The 17,557-nt window shown below is 62.4% G+C and carries 13 protein-coding genes, 1 tRNA gene and 1 pseudogene; 9 read left to right on the top strand and 6 right to left on the bottom strand.

Annotated features, from left to right (window positions below; genetic code table 11):
* Positions 1–184: 184 nt before the first annotated feature.
* The gene (locus tag XH84_RS12705; protein ID WP_164936447.1) at positions 185–1,543 is read left to right on the top strand and encodes a hypothetical protein; all 1,359 of its coding nucleotides are present in this window, start codon (positions 185–187) and stop codon (positions 1,541–1,543) included.
* 226 nt (positions 1,544–1,769) lie between these two features.
* Here XH84_RS12705 and XH84_RS12700 read toward each other — a convergent pair whose 3' ends face one another.
* Positions 1,770–5,147, bottom strand: coding sequence for an adenylate/guanylate cyclase domain-containing protein (locus XH84_RS12700; RefSeq protein WP_245471708.1), 3,378 nt, complete (start codon positions 5,145–5,147; stop codon positions 1,770–1,772).
* A gap of 565 nt (positions 5,148–5,712) precedes the next feature.
* Here XH84_RS12700 and XH84_RS41860 point away from each other — a divergent pair.
* The 3 genes and pseudogenes from XH84_RS41860 to XH84_RS12685 form a co-directional block, all read left to right on the top strand.
* Positions 5,713–5,823: pseudogene (locus XH84_RS41860) on the top strand (DUF1330 domain-containing protein); the annotation flags it as partial.
* 405 nt (positions 5,824–6,228) lie between these two features.
* Positions 6,229–6,498 carry a DUF1330 domain-containing protein gene (locus XH84_RS12690; protein WP_128920983.1) on the top strand — a complete coding sequence of 90 codons (270 nt, stop codon included), beginning with the start codon at positions 6,229–6,231 and terminating at the stop codon, positions 6,496–6,498.
* Positions 6,499–6,811: 313 nt separating this feature from the next.
* Positions 6,812–7,786, top strand: coding sequence for an ABC transporter substrate-binding protein (locus tag XH84_RS12685; protein WP_128920936.1), 975 nt, complete (start codon positions 6,812–6,814; stop codon positions 7,784–7,786).
* Positions 7,787–7,995: 209 nt separating this feature from the next.
* Here the strand turns inward: XH84_RS12685 and XH84_RS12680 are convergent, their stop codons facing one another.
* Positions 7,996–8,751, bottom strand: coding sequence for an alpha/beta fold hydrolase (locus tag XH84_RS12680; protein WP_128920935.1), 756 nt, complete (start codon positions 8,749–8,751; stop codon positions 7,996–7,998).
* A 37-nt stretch (positions 8,752–8,788) separates the two neighbouring features.
* Positions 8,789–9,925, bottom strand: coding sequence for a hypothetical protein (locus tag XH84_RS12675; protein ID WP_128920934.1), 1,137 nt, complete (start codon positions 9,923–9,925; stop codon positions 8,789–8,791).
* Between the two features lie 307 nt (positions 9,926–10,232).
* Between XH84_RS12675 and XH84_RS12670 the strand changes: the two genes are divergently transcribed.
* Together XH84_RS12670 and XH84_RS12665 are read left to right on the top strand one after the other, a co-directional pair.
* Positions 10,233–10,478, top strand: a complete 246-nt coding sequence (locus tag XH84_RS12670; RefSeq protein ID WP_007602543.1) for a zinc-finger domain-containing protein — start codon at positions 10,233–10,235, stop codon at positions 10,476–10,478.
* 19 nt (positions 10,479–10,497) lie between these two features.
* Entirely contained in the window at positions 10,498–11,700 is a 1,203-nt protein-coding gene (locus XH84_RS12665; RefSeq protein ID WP_128920933.1) for an FAD-dependent monooxygenase, read from the top strand.
* A gap of 25 nt (positions 11,701–11,725) precedes the next feature.
* On the opposite strand, the gene XH84_RS12660 is transcribed toward XH84_RS12665, so the two are convergent.
* Positions 11,726–12,136, bottom strand: a complete 411-nt coding sequence (locus tag XH84_RS12660) for a twin-arginine translocation pathway signal (protein WP_128920932.1) — start codon at positions 12,134–12,136, stop codon at positions 11,726–11,728.
* A 173-nt stretch (positions 12,137–12,309) separates the two neighbouring features.
* On the opposite strand from XH84_RS12660, the gene XH84_RS12655 reads away from it, so the two are divergent.
* From XH84_RS12655 to XH84_RS12645, 3 genes are all read left to right on the top strand, one after another.
* Positions 12,310–12,398 (top strand) — tRNA-Leu (locus XH84_RS12655).
* A gap of 240 nt (positions 12,399–12,638) precedes the next feature.
* Positions 12,639–14,141 (top strand): hypothetical protein, encoded by a 1,503-nt coding sequence (locus tag XH84_RS12650; RefSeq protein ID WP_128920982.1) that lies wholly within the window; start codon positions 12,639–12,641, stop codon positions 14,139–14,141.
* Between the two features lie 146 nt (positions 14,142–14,287).
* Complete coding sequence (locus tag XH84_RS12645; RefSeq protein ID WP_128920931.1) at positions 14,288–15,538, top strand: multidrug effflux MFS transporter; 1,251 nt, start codon at positions 14,288–14,290, stop codon at positions 15,536–15,538.
* Here XH84_RS12645 and XH84_RS39695 read toward each other — a convergent pair.
* Together XH84_RS39695 and XH84_RS12640 are read right to left on the bottom strand one after the other, a co-directional pair.
* On the bottom strand, positions 15,510–15,728 hold the full coding sequence (locus tag XH84_RS39695; protein ID WP_164936446.1) for a hypothetical protein: 219 nt from the start codon (positions 15,726–15,728) through the stop codon (positions 15,510–15,512). The two genes, XH84_RS12645 and XH84_RS39695, sit on opposite strands and share 29 nt — an antisense overlap.
* Positions 15,729–15,743: 15 nt before the next feature.
* Entirely contained in the window at positions 15,744–17,327 is a 1,584-nt protein-coding gene (locus XH84_RS12640; RefSeq protein WP_347338767.1) for a glycosyltransferase family 39 protein, read from the bottom strand.
* Positions 17,328–17,557: the final 230 nt, after the last annotated feature.

Here is a 17,557-nt window from a genome sequence, read left to right as displayed (position 1 = left end):
CTTGCCCCGCGAAAGCATACCAAGACGTTGAAACACAACAGTTTCTTCCGACGCCCCCAAGCGGCAAGGTCGGCTCAAGGTGGTCAGAGTTTTGCCAAATTCAAGCCAGGCGGCGTCAAACTATTGGTGAATTCTCTTTGAGCCGCTATTGCGAGCATGGTCCGAAGCGAGGACGGGAGCGGATTTGAGCATCACCACCGATCAATTGCGCGCGCGCGCCGCGGGCTCGCTTTGGCTGCGTCTGGCGGCGGTGGCCCTGCCCCTCCTGATGATCGCGCCGGCGTTCTGGAATGGCTATCCGCTGTTGCAATGGGATACCGGCGGCTATCTCGCGCGCTGGTACGAGGGCTATCTCGTCCCCAGCCGCTCCACAATGTTCGGGCTCTATCTGCATTATGGCGAGAGTTTCGGTTTCTGGATCAACCTCGCGGTCCAGTCGCTGGCGACGTTGTGGCTGTTGCAGCTCACCCTTCGCGTGCTCTCGATGATGCAGACCTTCCGCTTCGTTGCGATCAGCCTCGGCCTGATCGTGTCGACCGCGCTGCCCTGGCTTGCGAGCATGCTGCTCACCGACATCTTCGCCGGCCTCTCGGTGCTGTCGCTGTTCCTGCTGGCCGTCGGCGCAAGCCGCACTTCGGTGCTGGAAAAGATCTCGCTCTTCGTCTTCACCGCCTTTGCCGCGGCGACCCACAGCGCCACGCTCGGCGTGCTGCTCGGCCTTTGCGCCGTGGGCTGGATGGCGCGGCCGTTTCTTAAAGAGCGCCTTGCGCTGGCCGGATTGGCACAGGCGAGCCTCACCATCGTTGCGGGCGGCCTGATGCTGGTCTCGGCAAATTATGCGCTGTCCGGCAAGCTCGCCTGGACGCCCGGCGGTTACGGCGTCGCCTTCGGCCGCATGATGCAGGACGGCATCGTCGCGCGCTATCTCAACGACCATTGCCCGCGCGAGCGCTACAAGCTCTGTCCGTATCGCAATGAACTGCCGGCGACCGCAGACGAGTTCCTGTGGGGCAAGAGCATGTTCAACACGCTCGGCCGCTTTGAAGGCATGAACGACGAGATGGGTTACATCGTCGTGCAGTCGCTCAAAGACTATCCGGCCTGGCAGGCCGGCGCGGCGCTGCGGGCGATGGGCCAGCAATTGCTGCATGTCGCGACCGGCGAAGGCACCAATGGCTGGATCCCGCACACCTACGGCATCATCGAGCGCTACGTCCCCGCGCAGGTCGCGCCGATGCGCGCGGCACGGCAGCAGCACTGGGCGATCAATTTCGACGACGTCAACTGGCTGCATGTCCCCGTCGCGCTGGCCTCGATGCTGGCGCTGGTCGCGCTGCTGGCGCATGCGCTCGCCAGCCGCCGGCTCGACGATCTGACGCTGCTGGCGGCGACCGTAACGCTGGCCTTGCTCGGCAACGCCTTCATCTGCGGCGTGATCTCGGGCCCCCACGACCGCTACGGCGCGCGGATGGTGTGGGTCGCCACCTTCGTGGTGCTGACGGCGCTGACGCGCCGTTTTGGGGATGACATCAAAGCGGGATGAGATTGGGGTGAAGCGTCGTCGCGCCTGGTTTCGTCCGAGCAGCGATCGCTTCGTCGAAAATGAACACCCGGAACTGACTTGGCGTTCAACAGCCTATCCGCGTCGGCAAAGAACTAGAGTCCGATAACAGCGCCCACAGCAGAAGTGGCGTGTCTGCAGGATGTCCGCTTTGGGACCACAAGCGGCCCTCCCTGGTCGCATTTCGACCCAAGAAATCCAAAGCTGATCAGCACCCAGCGCTTTCTAATCTTGCCTTGGCTCTGACAAGGTCCGGAGTTTCAAACCCTTCGCTAAACGATCCGTAAATCGCGCCGAGTTGTAAGCGATACCTGTCTGCGTTGTGTCTCAGTTCGCTCAGGTCACACATGCTCAAACAAAGTCTAAGTTCCAGCGACTTCGCTTCTTGTTCGCGCGCAACATCAAGGCCTTTAGAAAAGTAGAACTCCGCCTGATCCAAGTCATGATTCGATCGGAGGTAGGCTTCGGCGAACAAACGATATATCTCAGCCTCGTAAAAGCGTTCGGAATTCTCCTCATTGAGCCTTAATTGCGCCTGCTTCAGAAAGTCGAGCGCCTTCCCGTAGTGTTCGTGCTCTATGCATGCGTCCGCTAATAGCCCTAAAGCGTAAGTCTCAAACAATAGCGCGCCAGTGGCGCGTTCTTGTTCCAAGCCCTCCTGAATTTCGGCGAGACCTCTCTCAAAGTTGCCTTGGTAAGCGCTCGCCCATCCCCGCAAAATCAGGGCCATGGCCAGATAGTGCGCAAACTGATGTTCTTCGCAGAACGCAACTGCGACGTTCGCCTCCGCAGCGACAGCGGTGGCATCGCCCCGAAGCTGATGCACGCGAAGGCTTATCGTTCGTGCGATTGCCTCACTGAAGGGATGTTGAGATGCATCTGCGTATCGGCGTGCCTCCGTGCACATTCGCAAAGCTCGATCTGGATGACCGAGTAAGCAGAGGGTCATGCCGTCGTATACCCGGACATGAATTCGGGGGTCTTGTGCCGACAGGTCAAGGTATTCTGCAGCCTTACTGTCCTCACAGAGGCCAAGACTACGTTCCAGCTCCGCGTGAGCATCGGCAAATTTCCCCTGGGCGAACAATGTAAACCCTACAGCCTCGTGGGCAAGAACCCTGAAAACCGAGTTATCCGCCCTCTCGGCACTATCCAGCAAATGTTGTGCAAGAGCTTGAGCTTCACCAAGCGATGCGTGAACGAAGTTCCACGTCCATAAACCAAAGATCGCAGGCAAGACATGTTCGTCAAGCCCACTCTCTTTGCAGAGTTGAAGCGCTCGCGTGTACGCATGCTTGACGCTGTCAGTGCTCCACCCCTTAGTTGCCCGGAGAGCGTTGCCGAGTGCTATCTGTAGCAGCAACTCCGACTTGTTGCGGAGTATCGGGTCGTCGATCTGCGGAATCTGATCCAACCCTTGCTTCAGGTGACGGACCGCTTCATTGTGCGCCGAGCGAGCCGCTGACTGTCTGCCTGCTTCGTACCAGTAGTGTAAGGCCCGTTTGTGATTCTTGGCCTGTGTATAGTGGTATGCGATAATCTCGGGCTGCGTCCGCACAGCTTCGGGGAATTTCTGCTCGAGCGCCTTCGCGATAGCGGCGTGCAGTTGCACGCGGCGGCTCTTCAGGAGCCCAGCATATGCGGCGTCTCGCACCAAAGCGTGCTTGAACGTGTATACCGCGTGTGGATTTTCCCCCCTGCAGAACATCAGTTCCGAACGGACCAACTGATCAAGAGCTTCGTCCAACCTCTGCTTCGGCAGCCCGGCGACGGCGCTCAGAAGCTCGTAGTGAAAATCTCGCCCTGCGACAGCACCGATTTGAGCCACATCCCGCACCGGTGACAACCGATCAAGGCGGGCCATCAGCGAAGCCTGCAAAGTGGTTGGGATTGCGAATGACGGCAGAGGCCCCTCAAGAACATATTCACCGTCACGCTCTCGCAAAAGCCCGCCTTCCAAAACCATCTTTGTTAACTCCTCGACAAATAGGGGCACGCCATCCGTGTGTGCGAGAATACGCTCCATTACCTCCTTGGGGAGGGTTTTGCCTCCGGTCACCCGCAGGACCAACGCTGTGCCGTTACGTCGGCTAAGTCGGGTAAGCGGGATGATGGTGGTGTGAGGATAACTCGGCCAGGGGGGAGTGAATTCGGCTCTCGCCGTGATCAGCACCAGTGCCCTAAGCTGAGGCACATGCTCCACCGCAACTCCGAGCAGCTCAAGTGAGGTTGGATCAATCCAATGTACATCTTCGAAAATGAGTAAGACCGGCTGCCTCGCCGCTAATCCATCAAGCTGGGCCAATAGTGCTGCGAAGGTCTTCTCTTTACGTTTTTGTGGAGTGAGGTCCTGCAGCCGGTGGTGATCATCCGCCGGCAGCACCAATAAGTTTGCCAAGACTGCCAAGTGTTCGGGATTTCGTGTGGATTGCGCTAACAGAGCGTCCAGTTTGGATAGCTTCTCCCGAGGCGAGTCCCTGTGCTTAAATCCGGCAGCACGTTCGAGTTGGTTGATGAAGGGGAACAATGCACTGTGGGTATGATGCTCGGAGCAGAAATAGCGGAGAGTGGCGTGGGATTCAGCCTGAAGCCGCTCGTTGAGCGCCGACGCAATGTGGGACTTGCCGATACCTGGCTCGCCGGTAAGTGTCACCACCCGACCTTCTTCCTGTACGGCTTGTCGCCAGCGGCGTAACAACAGCTCCATCTCCTCGTCACGCCCGAACAACGGTGGCAGCTTGGTGGTGTGCATCGCCTCGAATCGGCTCTCGACACCGCTGGTCCGCAGAACCTGACAGGCCCGGACCGGCTCCGCCCAGCCTTTCAGCGCGACGGGATCCAGCTCGCAGTACTCGAACTCCCCCCCGGCGAGCCGGCGCGTCCTCGCGCAGATCAACACAGATCCCGGCTCCGCCATCGCTTGTAGCCGCGCGGCGAGGTTCGGCGTCTCACCAACAACGGCTTGCTCCGCCGGAACACTCCCAATCAGAAGCTCGGTGACCACTACAGTGCCTGTCGCAATGCCGACGCGAACCTCCAGGGCAGCAGCGACATTCCGGATGCTCGCTACGGCATCAATGATTGCAAGGGCGGCGCGCACAGCCTGTTCGGCATCATCCTCGTGCGCTTTCGGATAGCCGAAATAGATCAGCACCCCGTCGCCCATGTAACGGGCAATCTTTCCCTGATAGCGGCTTATGACTTCGGTGATGCAACTGTGATACGCGCCAATCAGCGTTCGCATATCCTCCGGGTCCAGTCGCGCCGCAAGGGCTGTGGAGCCAACCAAGTCACAAAACATCACTGTAAGATGACGCCGCTCGCCCTCATCCGGTCGGTTCAGGTAAAGCTCTGTTTTAGCCAAAGGCCTAGCTTCGTCATCAAGCTCTGCGATGGCGCGCATCAGCTTGCGCCGATGACCTAGCAAGACGCCCAGCTCCTTTAGATCCTGTTCTGTCAGGTCGTGGACGACCGAGAGGTCGATGCCGTTTTCGGCGAAGCGCCGGGCGTATTCCGATAAGCCAATTGACTCCAGCCACTCCGTGACGCCTCTCATGGCCTGGCGCTCGCTCTCGATGTCGAACAATCGTACACTACGCAAAGGTATCACACACGAAGAAAGAGCGAACGCGGAGCGGCGGGCGGACCGCGGCTACTGAAACTCGCTGCCTGCGCGCGGAGATCCCCGATGGAATGAAATCATTTGGGAGCTTGGCCAATTACGGCCGAAACATTGAGAATTGCGCAAGCCGCTCACTCCGGATTAGGCCCATGTCCAGCGAGCTCGCCGGCGGTCGCTTGCGCGAGGCAAAATTGGGAAACAAGATCGTAAGATATTGTCAGGCGGGCAGTCGCGCGTCCCCGCACCGACACTTTGAACCGCGCAATACCGGCCGCTGACCCTGCCGCTGGTGGGCTGGTGCGCTGGTGGGTGTGATAATCTTCCGGCATGAAAATCAAAGCGGAGACTGGCCTCTGCCAAAAGGCTTACCTGTCGCTGAATACATCACACATCATCACGGAGCCCGCGATATTTTAAGATATCGAATCAAGCTTGCACCTATGATCGACAAATTCGGTGGGCGCTATCTGACAAAGGATATAACGCGCATCAGTTCCCGAAAGGCGGCCATTGAAAGCCGCAGCATGTCGTCATTACCGAATTTCCTGACAAGCACTCGCTGGCCGCTTGGTACAACTCACCTGAATACCAGCCACTGACTAAGCTGCGCAAACAAAGTCATGCTTGGGGGCCTTCCTAGGCGGCTCGGGAACCATTTCTGGGGTTGTCTGGTTAGTTTTGAGGTGATGACAGGACAGGACCATCGCCATGAGGACTCAATATCTCGCTGCGATCGCAATAGCTGTTCTTGCCGCTGGCACTGGGCTGGCAGTCCATTCTAAAGGTTCGCTGCCTCCTCAACCGCAGGTCATGCAAGTGGCGGACCGATTAGCTGCGTCGGTCGATGCGTTTTTGCTCGGGTCTGGCGGCTGACAGCCGGCGTTGCGGCATGGCGCCACTGACATGCAGCGGCAAACGTCGCAGCAATAGATCAGCCTAACTGCCCCTCGGACATCGCCGTCGCGGCGACGTCCGATCTCGTCTGCAAATTATCGGTGCCTCGGGGCACACTCATGGTTGTGGAATTCTCTCGATTTGAGCCTGCATATCACTGCCGTTTCCGCGCGAGCGGAAAGCCAGGGAGATCATTAAGGCACATGGCGGACGGCTGATCGCAGCTGCAGGTGTGGCGGCTAGCGGCTCTCAGGTCGTAGCTGTGGACGGAGAGGCGCCCAAGCGAGTCGTTATTGACATGTATCCGAGCATGGAAGCGCTTCAAGCCTGGCGGAACGATCCGGAACACGTGCAAGTACGACGCATCGGTGAGAAATATGCCAAGTATCACACCCATGCGGTCGAGGGCGCTTCGCCTTAATCCCTGTCCGGCTCGGGGAGTGGGCTACAGACATCTGGTCGTCCCAGTTGCTGTATTTGATCCTAGAGGCAGCCGCTGCAGGCCGCGCGATTGATTGATGGGGTCAACTTCTGCTGTTGGCTCATCAGCGAAGCGCGGCGCATCTCGTTGAGGTCCGCTTAGCGAGGCATGGCGCGCCAGATTTGCTCAGGTTGAGTCATTCGCATTGTGACCCATCTGCGACATGAGTTAGATCGAAATCCCGCAGCGCGGCAGTCTCCTGCCGCAATAAGGTGTGTTATCCTTTCGGCCGCAAGAACGGAGGGACCGGGCAATGAACCGGCGCTCATTCATCACGCTGCTCGGCGGCGCGGCGGCCGGGCCGCTCGTAGCGCGCGCGCAGCGAGGCGGGAAAGTCTATCGTATCGGGATTCTGGAGCCAATACCGGCGGCACGGAACGCCGCCAATCTTGAGGCCCTGCGCAAAGGTCTGCGCGATTTCGGTTTCTTCGAAGGACGAAATTTGATCATCGAGTATCGGTCGGCCGACGGTCGGGCCGAGCGGTTTCCAGATCTCGCATCCGAATTAGTTGGCCTCAACGTCGACCTGATCCTGACGAGAGGCACCCCTGCCACCACGGCGGTCCAAAAAGCGACCGGAACGATTCCAGTGGTCATGATGACAATGGGCGGTCCCGGTGCGATCGTAGCGAGCTTCGCGCGGCCGGCAGGCAACATGACGGGGGTGATTACCTTCAGCACCGAGCTGACAGCGAAACGGGTTGAGGTCCTCAAAGAGCTGGTTCCGAGTCTCACACGAGTTGCGTTGCTTCACAACATGGGCAATCTAGCTGTCCCAGCCGAATGGGAAGAGACAAAGGCAGCGGCGCGCTCGCTGGGTCTCGAGGCTGAGCTTCTTGACGTGCGGAGCGAGAGTGACCTGAGCCGCGCATTCGAACTGGTGGTCCGACAGCGCATTGACGGCCTCGTCGTTGGGGCAGACGGTCTCACCCAAATGTATCAACAAAAGATCGTTGAATGGGTGGCCCGCAATCGTGTGCCCGCCGTCTTCCCAGCCCGCGAGTTCGTCGAAGCCGGGGGACTGATCGCCTATGCGGTAAATTATTCTGACCTCTATTTTCAGCTCGCAGCCTTTGTCGAGAAGATCTTCAATGGCGCAAAGCCAGGTGATTTGCCGGTGCAACAGCCTACCAAGTTCGAGTTGGTGATCAATCTTAGGACCGCGAACGTGCTCGGCCTCGAGGTCCCGCCGACGCTACTCGCCCGAGCCGACAAGGTGATCGAATAGAGAGCCTGTTTGCTGCGGTGCATGAGTCGGGAATTGGCCCCTTGCCGACGTACGTACCCGCTGCGATCTGACGTCTCATCAGCGCCCTTAGCGGACTCCAGAACGCTGTGCATGAAGGAGTGGACGGTTATCGCGAAGGGGGTGGATGTCCCTCGTGATGGGACATTTCAGGATAATCAGGCACCCCCCTCGCCTCAAACAACGCTGCCTCAGCCGCGGCGCGACAGGAAATCCAGCACGCCGGTCTTGTAGACCTTGTCGCCGACTGCGCGCATGTGGTCGCGGTTCGGAATGTCGAGCACTTCCGAGCCGGGGATGATCGCGCCGAGCGCGCTGGCGGAGCCGGCGACGTCGTCGGTGGAGCCGACCGCGATCAGCACCGGCACGTCGATGCGCGCGGCTTCGTCCCTGGTCATGAGATCGCGCGTGCCGCGCAGGCAGGCGGCGAGCGCACGATGATCGGAGCGGGTCTGGTCGGCGAACGCACGGAAGGTGCGCCCCACGGGATCGCTGACGTCATCCAGCGAGGGCGCCTCCAGCGCTTTCGCCACGTTCTCGCCGGGACCGGTGCCCTCGATCAGGCCGCCGATGCCGATGCCGCCGAGGATCGCCGAGCGCAAGCGCTGCGGCTCGTTGAGGGAGAGCCACGCCGCCATCCGCCCGCCCATCGAATAGCCCATGATGTCGGCCTGGGGGATGGCGAGGTGATCCATCAGCGCGAGCACGTCGCCGGCCATCACGGGTATAGAATATTGCGCGGGCTCGTAGAGCTTCGCGCTGTCGCCATGGCCGCGATTGTCGAGCGCAATCACGCGGCGGCCGTTCTTGCGCAGCTCCGAAACCCAAGTCGGATAGACCCAGTTCACGTTCTTGCTCGAGGCAAAGCCGTGCACCAGGATGATCGGATCGCCCTCGCCTTCGTCGAGATAGGCAATTTCAACGGCGCCGTTGTGAAAGCTCGGCATCATCAGTTCCGTGAGGTCTTGAGGGGAATGGTTGATCTTAGGCCGTGACGGCGGAGTTCGCCAGCGCAGCTTCAGCTGCGATCTGCGCCCGGCGAAGCCGCCGCGCCCTCTTGCGATCGCACCAGGCCTGGGTCAGGCGCTCGGTGGTCGCCTTGATGGACGAAAGAAGACCAAACAGCGTCAGCATCGCGCCGAACAGCCACATCGCCAGATCGAACGCACCGCCGATCAGCAGCAGCGCGCCCCGGCCCAAGAGCTTCATGATCGCGCGCGTCTTGCCGCCTTGCGCTTCCGCAAGCCGCGCCGCGCGCGCGACGTCCTTCGGACCTTCGGCGATGCGCAACGTATCCATCGCCCCGCGCGTGCCGGTCTTCTCGGCGACGCGTGTGACGTCCTTGCCGAGCCGCACCAGCGCGCCGGCCTTCTCGGCCCGGAACGCAGCCTTGATCGCGCTGACGGTCTCGCCCGGGCGGAACACGGAGCCCTTGGCCACGGCGTTCTGCAGCATCGGCGTGTCGACGACCTCACGCGCGGAACGGCCGGCCCAGACGGCGAGCCCCTCGCCGAGCCGCCCGACCTTGCGCGCATCCTTCACCAGCGTCAGTCCGGCGCGCACCGGCGCGGCACCACCGACGGAGACGTAGGTTGCCGCCGTCACCGCGAGGCCGGCGGCCGCAAGCCCGAGCACGAGGCGGTCGGTTCCCTCGCCCATTGCGAGATGTTTGCCCTCGCGGACGACGTCCCTGATGTCGCCGATCACGAAGAGATCACCGGCCACCGTTCCCGACAGGCTCGCCACGTCGTCGGCATTGCCGGTGACGAGGCCGGTGACAAATCGTTTGGCGAAATGGGAGGTGGAGCTCTCGGCTTTGACCGCATCGCTGACGCGGTTCAGGAGGTCGTCCGGAAGCGCGATGTTGCGGTCGCGCGCCAGCGCGACGAAACTGTCGGCGAGGTTGGCATCGCCTGCGGCGAGCGCGGCCTCGATGTTGCCCTGAACCAAGCCGTCGTTCTGCCGCAGCACTTGATCGAGCTTGAGCTCGGAGAGCGCGGCCGGATCGTCCTGGGCGGCGAGGATCGCGCCGGCCTCACGGGCGTGCGGTGCTACCTGCGCGAGCATGAAGCCGCAGGCCGCGATACCGGTCAACGCTGTGGTGATTCGCAGCCACTTCATGTGGAAAAGCCTAGCGGTCCTTGGGATCGTTTGCGCCTGATGATCGTCTTTCGCCGCAATTGCGCTCGTCCACAGACATAGTATGCCAAAATTGCGACACAACGTCCCCGACGAAAGAAGGGCTTCTCTCAGGCCTCAAGATTGTGTCGAATTTGCATGAGCAAATGAGCATGGGGCGATTGCGGAGCTTTCGGTTCCGCCGGACTAGCAATCATCTGCACCCGCCAGTATGGTCCGCGGCGCCTTAAAGATGCCGCGTCAGTTCTTGATTGTGTCTGCCGCCATTGCCACTCCAGGATGAGTTACGATGTCCGACCATGTCGTCCCGCACTTCCATAACGATGCCGGTGTTCCCGTCATCGAGATCGGCTCGCAAGAGTTCATGTGCGTGGGCGCCAACCCTCCGTTCGACCATCCGCACGTGTTCCTCGACCTCGGCAACGACAACGAGATCATCTGCCCCTATTGCTCGACGCTATACCGCTTCGCGGCCGACCTGAAGGCGGGCGAAGCCCGCCCGCCGGAATGCGTCCTGAAGGACAAGGTGGCCTGACCGCGTCCATCGGTCAGGGGTGGCGCTCTCCCGAACGATTGTCATCGCCGGTGCCGGCATCGGTGGACTGACGGCCGCGCTTGCGCTCGCCGCCCGCGGATTCCGCATCGTCGTGCTGGAAAAGGCCGAACGCCTCGAGGAAGTCGGCGCCGGCCTGCAGCTCTCCCCCAACGCCAGCCGCGTGCTGGTCGAGCTCGGGCTCACCGAACGTCTCAAGCTGCGCGCCGTCGTCCCGGAGGCGCTCTCGATCATGAGCGCGCGGGCCGGCGGCGAGCTGCTGCGCATGCCGCTCGGCGAAGCCGCCTCGCTGCGGGCCGGTGCCCCCTATTGGGTGGTGCACCGCGCCGACCTGCAATCGGCGCTGGCCGGCGCCGTTGCCGATCATCCCGATATCGACCTGAAGCTGGGCGCGACCTTCGAAGGCGTCGCGCCTCATGCCAAGGGACTGACGGTGGTCCATCGCAGCGGCACGATCCGCCGCAGCGATCTCGCCAGCGCGCTGATCGGCGCCGACGGCATCTGGTCGACGGTGCGCCAGCATCTGTTTCCCGAGGTGCAGCCGCGCTTCTCCGGGCTGATCGCCTGGCGCGGCACGCTCGATGCCACGCAACTGCCAAAGGACTACACCGCGCGCCGGGTGCAGCTCTGGATGGGCCCGAACGCCCATCTGGTCGCCTATCCGATCGCGGGCGGACGCCAGATCAACGTGGTCGCGGTGCTGCCGGGCACCTGGAACAGGCCGGGCTGGAGCACGCCCGGCGATTCCCGCGAGGTGATGGACGCTTTCGCCGCCCCGCGCTGGCCGCCGTCGGCGCGGATGCTGCTCGCCCCGGTCGACAGCTGGCGGAAATGGGCGCTGTTCGGCGTGCCCGACGGCTGTCCCTGGAGCAAAGGGCCGATGGCCCTGCTCGGCGACGCCGTGCATGCGATGCTGCCTTTTGCAGCCCAGGGCGCCGGCATGGCGATCGAGGATGCTGCGGTGCTCGCCCGTCATCTGAGCCTCGAGACCGCCGAGAGCGCCGCGGGCATCGCCGCGGCGCTGAAGCAATACGGCCGTGCGCGCGAGGCGCGGGTGCGGCGGGTGCAGCGGACCGCGCGGCAACAGGGCCGCATCTATCATTTCAGCGGGCCGCTCGCGCTCGCGCGCGATCTTGCCATCCGCGCGCTCGGCCCGGACCGCATGCTGGCGCGGCAGGATTGGATCTACGGCTGGCGGCCTTGATGCGAAGCACGGCCGGCATGGCACCTCAGCGGGATGCTCTTCCCGATTTCGACGCGGGCTTGGCAGGGGCCGCGGGCGGCGTCGCCTCTGGCGGAGTTTCCCGGCACCTGTTGCGGCGCCAGGCGTCCTCGGCCAGTTGTGCCTGCCCGCGCACCGCGATGTAGTCGTTGCGATAAGCGAGCTCCGACACGACAGCGCCTCCGGCTCCGGTCTCGGCCTTTTCCATCAGCGCCCGCAAGTCGTCAGTGCGCTTGGCGAGCGCCTTGCGCTCACCCTCCAGCTGCTTGCAGTCGTACAATTCGTATTTGGCGGGATCGGCAAAGGCCGGCGCGACCGTCTCGCTCATGCTGGCGCAGCCCGACAGCGCGGCGGCGGCCGCAAGCAGCGCAAGGAGCGCGCCAAAGCCGCGCAGGGAAGAGGAAAACGAAGCAGCCATGCCGGATGAATAGTCCCCGTGGATTGAGAATGCCTAAAGCAACACCAGATGTCCGGATTGAGGCTTTGCCTTGTGCGCCCGGCTCGCTTAAGGAAGAACCGTCCCCCGGTGACGCAAAACACCAATTCCAGACGGCCGGAGATGGACTTAAGTGTTTGATCTCGTTGGATCAAGCGGGCATGGCGGAATTGGTAGACGCAAGGGACTTAAAATCCCTCGGTGCGCAAGCGCTGTGCCGGTTCGACCCCGGCTGCCCGCACCACGAGATCTGACGTTTGCACAGCCGCCGCCTCGGCGAGCGCGCCTGTAGCTCATGACGCGCACGGAGCACGCAATCGTTCGTTTACCAAGCTCCCTTTCCGCGCGCGGAGCCCGCGCGGCGCGGCTGGCCTTTACTCCACTTTAGATCGTCTTCCCCTAAAGCGAACGATGTCTGCCCCGTCGATGCAGACCCAGGGACATGCAAGGCCTGGAGCGGCTGGCTTCGATGGTGAGAGCTCCGATGGACGCGCGCGAGGATTGGTCCCGGTCCGGGATCGGGGGAACAGAAGCGGCGTCCGCACCTCGCCTCCACGGGGTCGAGGTCTACGTCTTCCTGATCGCCTTCCTCTCCGTGTTTTACCTGTCGAACGGACCGCTTCTGCTCGGCCATTATGATCTGGGTTGGCACCTCGCCGCCGGAGACCTGATCAGGCAGCGGGGCGAAGTCCCCTTGCAGGATCCGTGGGCATTCACCGTTGGCGACAAGCGATGGTACAATCTGTCCTGGCTCTGGGACGTGATGGCCAGCGCGCTGTATCAGCAGGCCGGCTTTGCCGGGATCGTCCTCATGGTCGTCGCCTGCGGCGCGGTCATCGCCGGCTACCTCACCTTCTGCGGCTTAAGCAGCGGCGCTTCGGCCCCGGCGGTTTGCATTGCGGTCTTCGCCGCGTGCCTGCTCTACCCCTGCTACGAAGCCTCGCCCAACATGTATCTGGCGGCATCGCCGAACATCGCGACGATGTTGTTCGCGGTCGTCTTTTACGGGGAATGCCTGCGGCGGCGACGATGGTTGCTGTTGCCGCCGATGATGATCGTCTGGGTCAACCTGCATGGCGGCTTCATGCTCGCCTTTCCGATTCTCGGCGTCTTCTGCGGCATCGCTTTGCTGCGGCGGGACTGGACAGACTTTCGCAATTACTGCCTGGCGGGCGTCGGGTGCTTCATCGCGATCTTCGTCAATCCGCTGGGATGGCATGTCTATGACGGCGTGACGGCGACGCTCGGTCATTTCGTCCAGGCCGATATCAGCGAATGGCGATCCTATCTTCACAACATGGAGCTGCCGGGCAGCATTCCCGGCATCGCCTATGCGCTGATATTCGTCGCCCTGGAGCTGCGAGACCGCAACGCCACGCACGTTCCGCTCGAGGCGCGCGTGCTGGCGTGGCTCTTCCTGGTTCTGGGTCTCTATCAGTTCAGATACACCGCGTTCTTCTTCATCTTCTCAAGCGTCCCGATGGCCCTGCACATCGACCGGCTGCTGCCGAAGCGCCGCAGCTTCGAGGTCCAGCGCGCGATGCTGGCGGCAGGCGTCGTCGGCATCTTGTTGCTGCCATTCACATTCATGCAGGTGAGACCGGCGCTGGCATTGCCCGACATGCTCTCGGAAGAGGATGCCCGCTATCTCGAGACGCACACCTCGCGCGGGCACCTGCTGAACCACTGGAACCTCGGCGGGCTCCTGATCTTCAGAACGCAGGGATCAGTGCCCCTCTTCGTCGACGGCCGGGCGGCGACCGCCTACCCCGACGAATTGCTGCGGGACTATCTCAAGCTGATCCGGCGGGACATCAACGCGACGACCTGGGACATGGTGATCGGCAAGTACAAGATCGACGCGGTGCTCTGGATCAGAGCACATGACCAGCTGCGGCACTTCCTGGTCGGCGAGAGGGGTTGGAAAGAGGAATATACCGGCGGGTATGTCAGCCTCTACACCCGGCAAGGGGCCGCTTCCCGGTAAGATCAGGTCTGCTGGGGCTCGCGCGGGGACCGGCTCCTCACCAATTCTTGTCCGCACCTGCTCCGCCTGCCAGCCATCCCGAAACATGGGTTGTGCAACGCAGCATGAACGATGGATAAGGTTGCTCGATTTCAGAGGTGAGCTGCTTGTCCGACGTCAATGCCGATTCCTGGGTGTCCACGGGACACCGTCCAATGGGTTTTCCGGAATTCGTCATCGTGATCGCGTCCATCATGGCGCTGAATCCGCTCGCCATGGACATGATGTTGCCGGCGCTGCCCAATATCGGGTCCGCCTTCAACATTCCCGTCGCCAACCATCTCCAGCTGGTGCTGTCGACCTTCTTGATCGGATTCGGCGCCGGCCAGTTCGTCATGGGGCCCTTGTCGGATCGCTTCGGCCGCCGGCCGGTGCTGCTCGGCGGGATGGCGGTCTACGCGGTGGCAAGTGTGCTGGCGGTCGCAGCGCCCTCGTTCGAGACGCTGCTGCTGGCGCGCGCGCTGCAGGGACTAGGCACTTCGGCGACGCGCGTGATCGCGACCTCGATCGTGCGCGACTGCTACGTCGGCCGCCGCATGGCGAGCGTGATGTCACTCGCCATGATGGTGTTCATCGCGGTGCCCGTGATCGCTCCCTCGTTCGGACAGGCGGTGCTGCTGGTGACGGCGTGGCGCGGCATCTTCGTGGTGTTGATGCTGTACGGCCTGCTCGCGCTCGCATGGTGCGTGCTGCGGCTGCCTGAAACCCTCCCCGAATCCGGACGCAGGTCGCTGGCGCCCGCCGACGTGCTCGCCGCGTTCCGCCAGACCGTGACCAATCGCCAGACCATCGGCTATGCCACGGCGGCCGGCAGCGTCATCGGCGCGCTGTTCGCCTATGTCTTCTGCGCCCAGCAGGTCTTCACCGGCATCTATCACCTCGGCCATTACTTCCCGCTCGCCTTCGCCGCGATTGCGGCCGGCACCGCCGTCGCCGGTTTCCTCAATGCGCGGCTGGTCGGGCGGCTCGGCATGCGCGTGATCTCGCACGGCGCGCTGATGCTCTACACAATCGTGGCGGGCGTGATGCTGTTGACGGAAAGCCTCGGCATGCTGCCGCTGAGCTTGTTCATGGTGCTCTCCGCCCTGATGATGTTCTCGTTCGGCATGATGGTCGCGAACTTCACCGCGCTCGCCATGGAGCCGCAGGGCCACATCGCGGGCACCGCCTCCTCGCTCTATGGCTCGATCACGACGCTGATCGGAATCGTGGTGGGCATGGCCATCGGACAGAGCTTCGACGGCACGCTATTGCCGTTCTCGGTCGGCTTCTTCCTGTCGACGCTCACTGCGCTCCCGATCGTGCTGGTGGTCGAGAAGGGTCGGCTGTTCAAGCCGCATCATCGTCCCGTCGCCTGAGGAACTTCCGGACGGCCGCAATGTTGTCCTGCAGCAATTTTGAAGGGCCGCTGCGATGGAACTGGAACACCGCGAAGATCACGCCGACGTCGAACAGCAGAGCACGGAAGGTTCCGAGCCAGGCACCGGCCAGGCCGCGTTGACAACGCCTTTTGCGAGCGAGGGCCTCGAGCAATTGCGCGACAGCCATTGCTGAGCGCGACGTCTACTCGGTCGCGCGCCGGCTGGCGCTGAAATCATCCGCAGCGCTCTTGGGGATCATCCGGATTCCCCTGGGCCGCACCATCAGCACAACCACCTCCCGCGAAAGACCGGGCCGCCCCCACAGCGTGGCCTGCACGGTGAACTCGCGCCTGACGAAATGTCCGGTCCGAGAGGACGCCAGCTCCATCCATCGGATGCAAGGCTCCTGGTCGCGGAAACACAGCGCGGCCCAGCCACGATCGAGCAATGTCTTGCGGGCCAATCCCAATACATCCTCGTGTCCGAAGCGTGGATGGTCCGGGCTGTAGAACGCGGTAGCAAAAGCCAGCGCCTCATCGCCACTCACGGTCGTCATGGGCTCGCCGGTGAACTCCCGCCACTGGCGCGTCACTTCGCTGGCCGCCTGGGCGTAGAGATTCCGGCCCTCCTCATAGCCGTGATCGTTGCGCCAGACGGCATGGATCGGGGCGGCGATCGAAACCGCCGCGAGCGCGACGCCGGCCACGGTCACGGTGAGGTTGACGGTGTAGAAGCGCTCGATCGGGTAGCTTGTGCCGCAGACCACGAGAACGGCGAACAGGAACAGCCCCTGCAACGCCCACAGCGACGGCAGATCAGTGCCCATCACAAGCGACGTCGTGACCGGCAGCACGATCGTGCCGATCGTGACGTAGAACAATAGCCGCAGGCCCGGGCTCATCGCCGCGAAGTCGGCCGGAAACTGCTTCAAGCGCGTTCCTGCGACGAGTACCCAGAGCACGGCTGACACGCTCATCGCCGCCACGAGCCCCAGCAGAAAGTATCTCACCTCCCTGAACGAGGTCGCAGCGTTTCCGCCTGCGTGCGCCAGCGCGTAGGTGAAAGTCGGCGCGCCCGTGGTCGCAAGCCAATAGATGTGAGGTGACAGGGCCGCGAGCCCGATGACGACCGAGATCCAGGGCGAAGCGGAAGTGAAATAGGCGCGCCGCGCCGGGTGCGCCAGTGCGGCAAGCGCAAAGCTGGTGACGAGAAAGATCGAATAATATTTGCCGACCATCGCCAGCGCCGTCGTGCATCCGGCCGCCGCCGCCCACAGCGGGGCGCGCGTCTCGAATGCGCGCAGGAAGCACCAGGTGGCCAGCGGCCAGGTCGCGAGCAGCACCGAATTGGCGTTGAAGCGCTGGGCATGGAATTGATAAGCCGGCGTCAGCATCAGAAGCAAGAGCACCAGGATGCGCTTGTGTCCAGTGACGAACTGCCGCGAGATCAGATCGACGAAGATCAGCGCGAGCCCCGCATTGACCATCGCCATCAATTGCAATGACCGGTCGCTGAGCGGAAAGACGGCGGTCCAGCCCGCGGCAATCCAGCCGCTCAAGGGCGGATGCTTGTGATAGCCCCAGGCGAAATGCTGCCCCAGGGTCCACGCCTCGAGCGTATCAGGGTGCAGGCCGCCGCCGGCATAGGCGATCGCCAGATAGAGCGTCCAGACCGCAACGAAACTGCCGACGAGAAGCGGAACCGCCCAGCCCGCCTCAACGCCGTCGAGCCAACGCAGGAAAGGCCGCCGCCAACGCGCCGGCGCGCGATCGGATCGTTCGGCCATAGCCTGGAATGCAAAATCGATCGGCACGGGGATCAAATGGAGAAAGGGAAACGATGCGTGAAGACGACACATCTATTTCAATATTGAAACAAATAGCAATGATTGGAAATCGGCAGGGTTAAGAGCTCCACCGGTTTCCAGCTGACGCGAAGCTGACAAATGGCAACGGCGCCGCTGATGACAGCCGCGCCGCTGGATGAAGACAGCAAAAGGTGGGAGAATCGCCTCCC

This window comes from Bradyrhizobium nanningense, from assembly GCF_004114535.1.
Taxonomy (GTDB): Bacteria; Pseudomonadota; Alphaproteobacteria; order Rhizobiales; family Xanthobacteraceae; genus Bradyrhizobium; species Bradyrhizobium nanningense.
This window is presented reverse-complemented; position numbering and strand designations above follow the sequence as displayed.

Bases quoted from the DNA above. Each gene is read 5' to 3' on its own strand.
- XH84_RS12685 (WP_128920936.1), top strand. From the start codon at position 6,812: ATGAACCGGCGCTCATTCATCACGCTGCTCGGCGGCGCGGCGGCCGGG.
- XH84_RS12680 (WP_128920935.1), bottom strand. From the start codon at position 8,751: ATGCCGAGCTTTCACAACGGCGCCGTTGAAATTGCCTATCTCGACGAA.
- XH84_RS12675 (WP_128920934.1), bottom strand. From the start codon at position 9,925: ATGAAGTGGCTGCGAATCACCACAGCGTTGACCGGTATCGCGGCCTGC.
- XH84_RS12670 (WP_007602543.1), top strand. From the start codon at position 10,233: ATGTCCGACCATGTCGTCCCGCACTTCCATAACGATGCCGGTGTTCCC.
- XH84_RS12660 (WP_128920932.1), bottom strand. From the start codon at position 12,136: ATGGCTGCTTCGTTTTCCTCTTCCCTGCGCGGCTTTGGCGCGCTCCTT.
- XH84_RS12650 (WP_128920982.1), top strand. From the start codon at position 12,639: ATGGACGCGCGCGAGGATTGGTCCCGGTCCGGGATCGGGGGAACAGAA.
- XH84_RS39695 (WP_164936446.1), bottom strand. From the start codon at position 15,728: ATGGCTGTCGCGCAATTGCTCGAGGCCCTCGCTCGCAAAAGGCGTTGT.
- XH84_RS12640 (WP_347338767.1), bottom strand. From the start codon at position 17,327: ATGGCCGAACGATCCGATCGCGCGCCGGCGCGTTGGCGGCGGCCTTTC.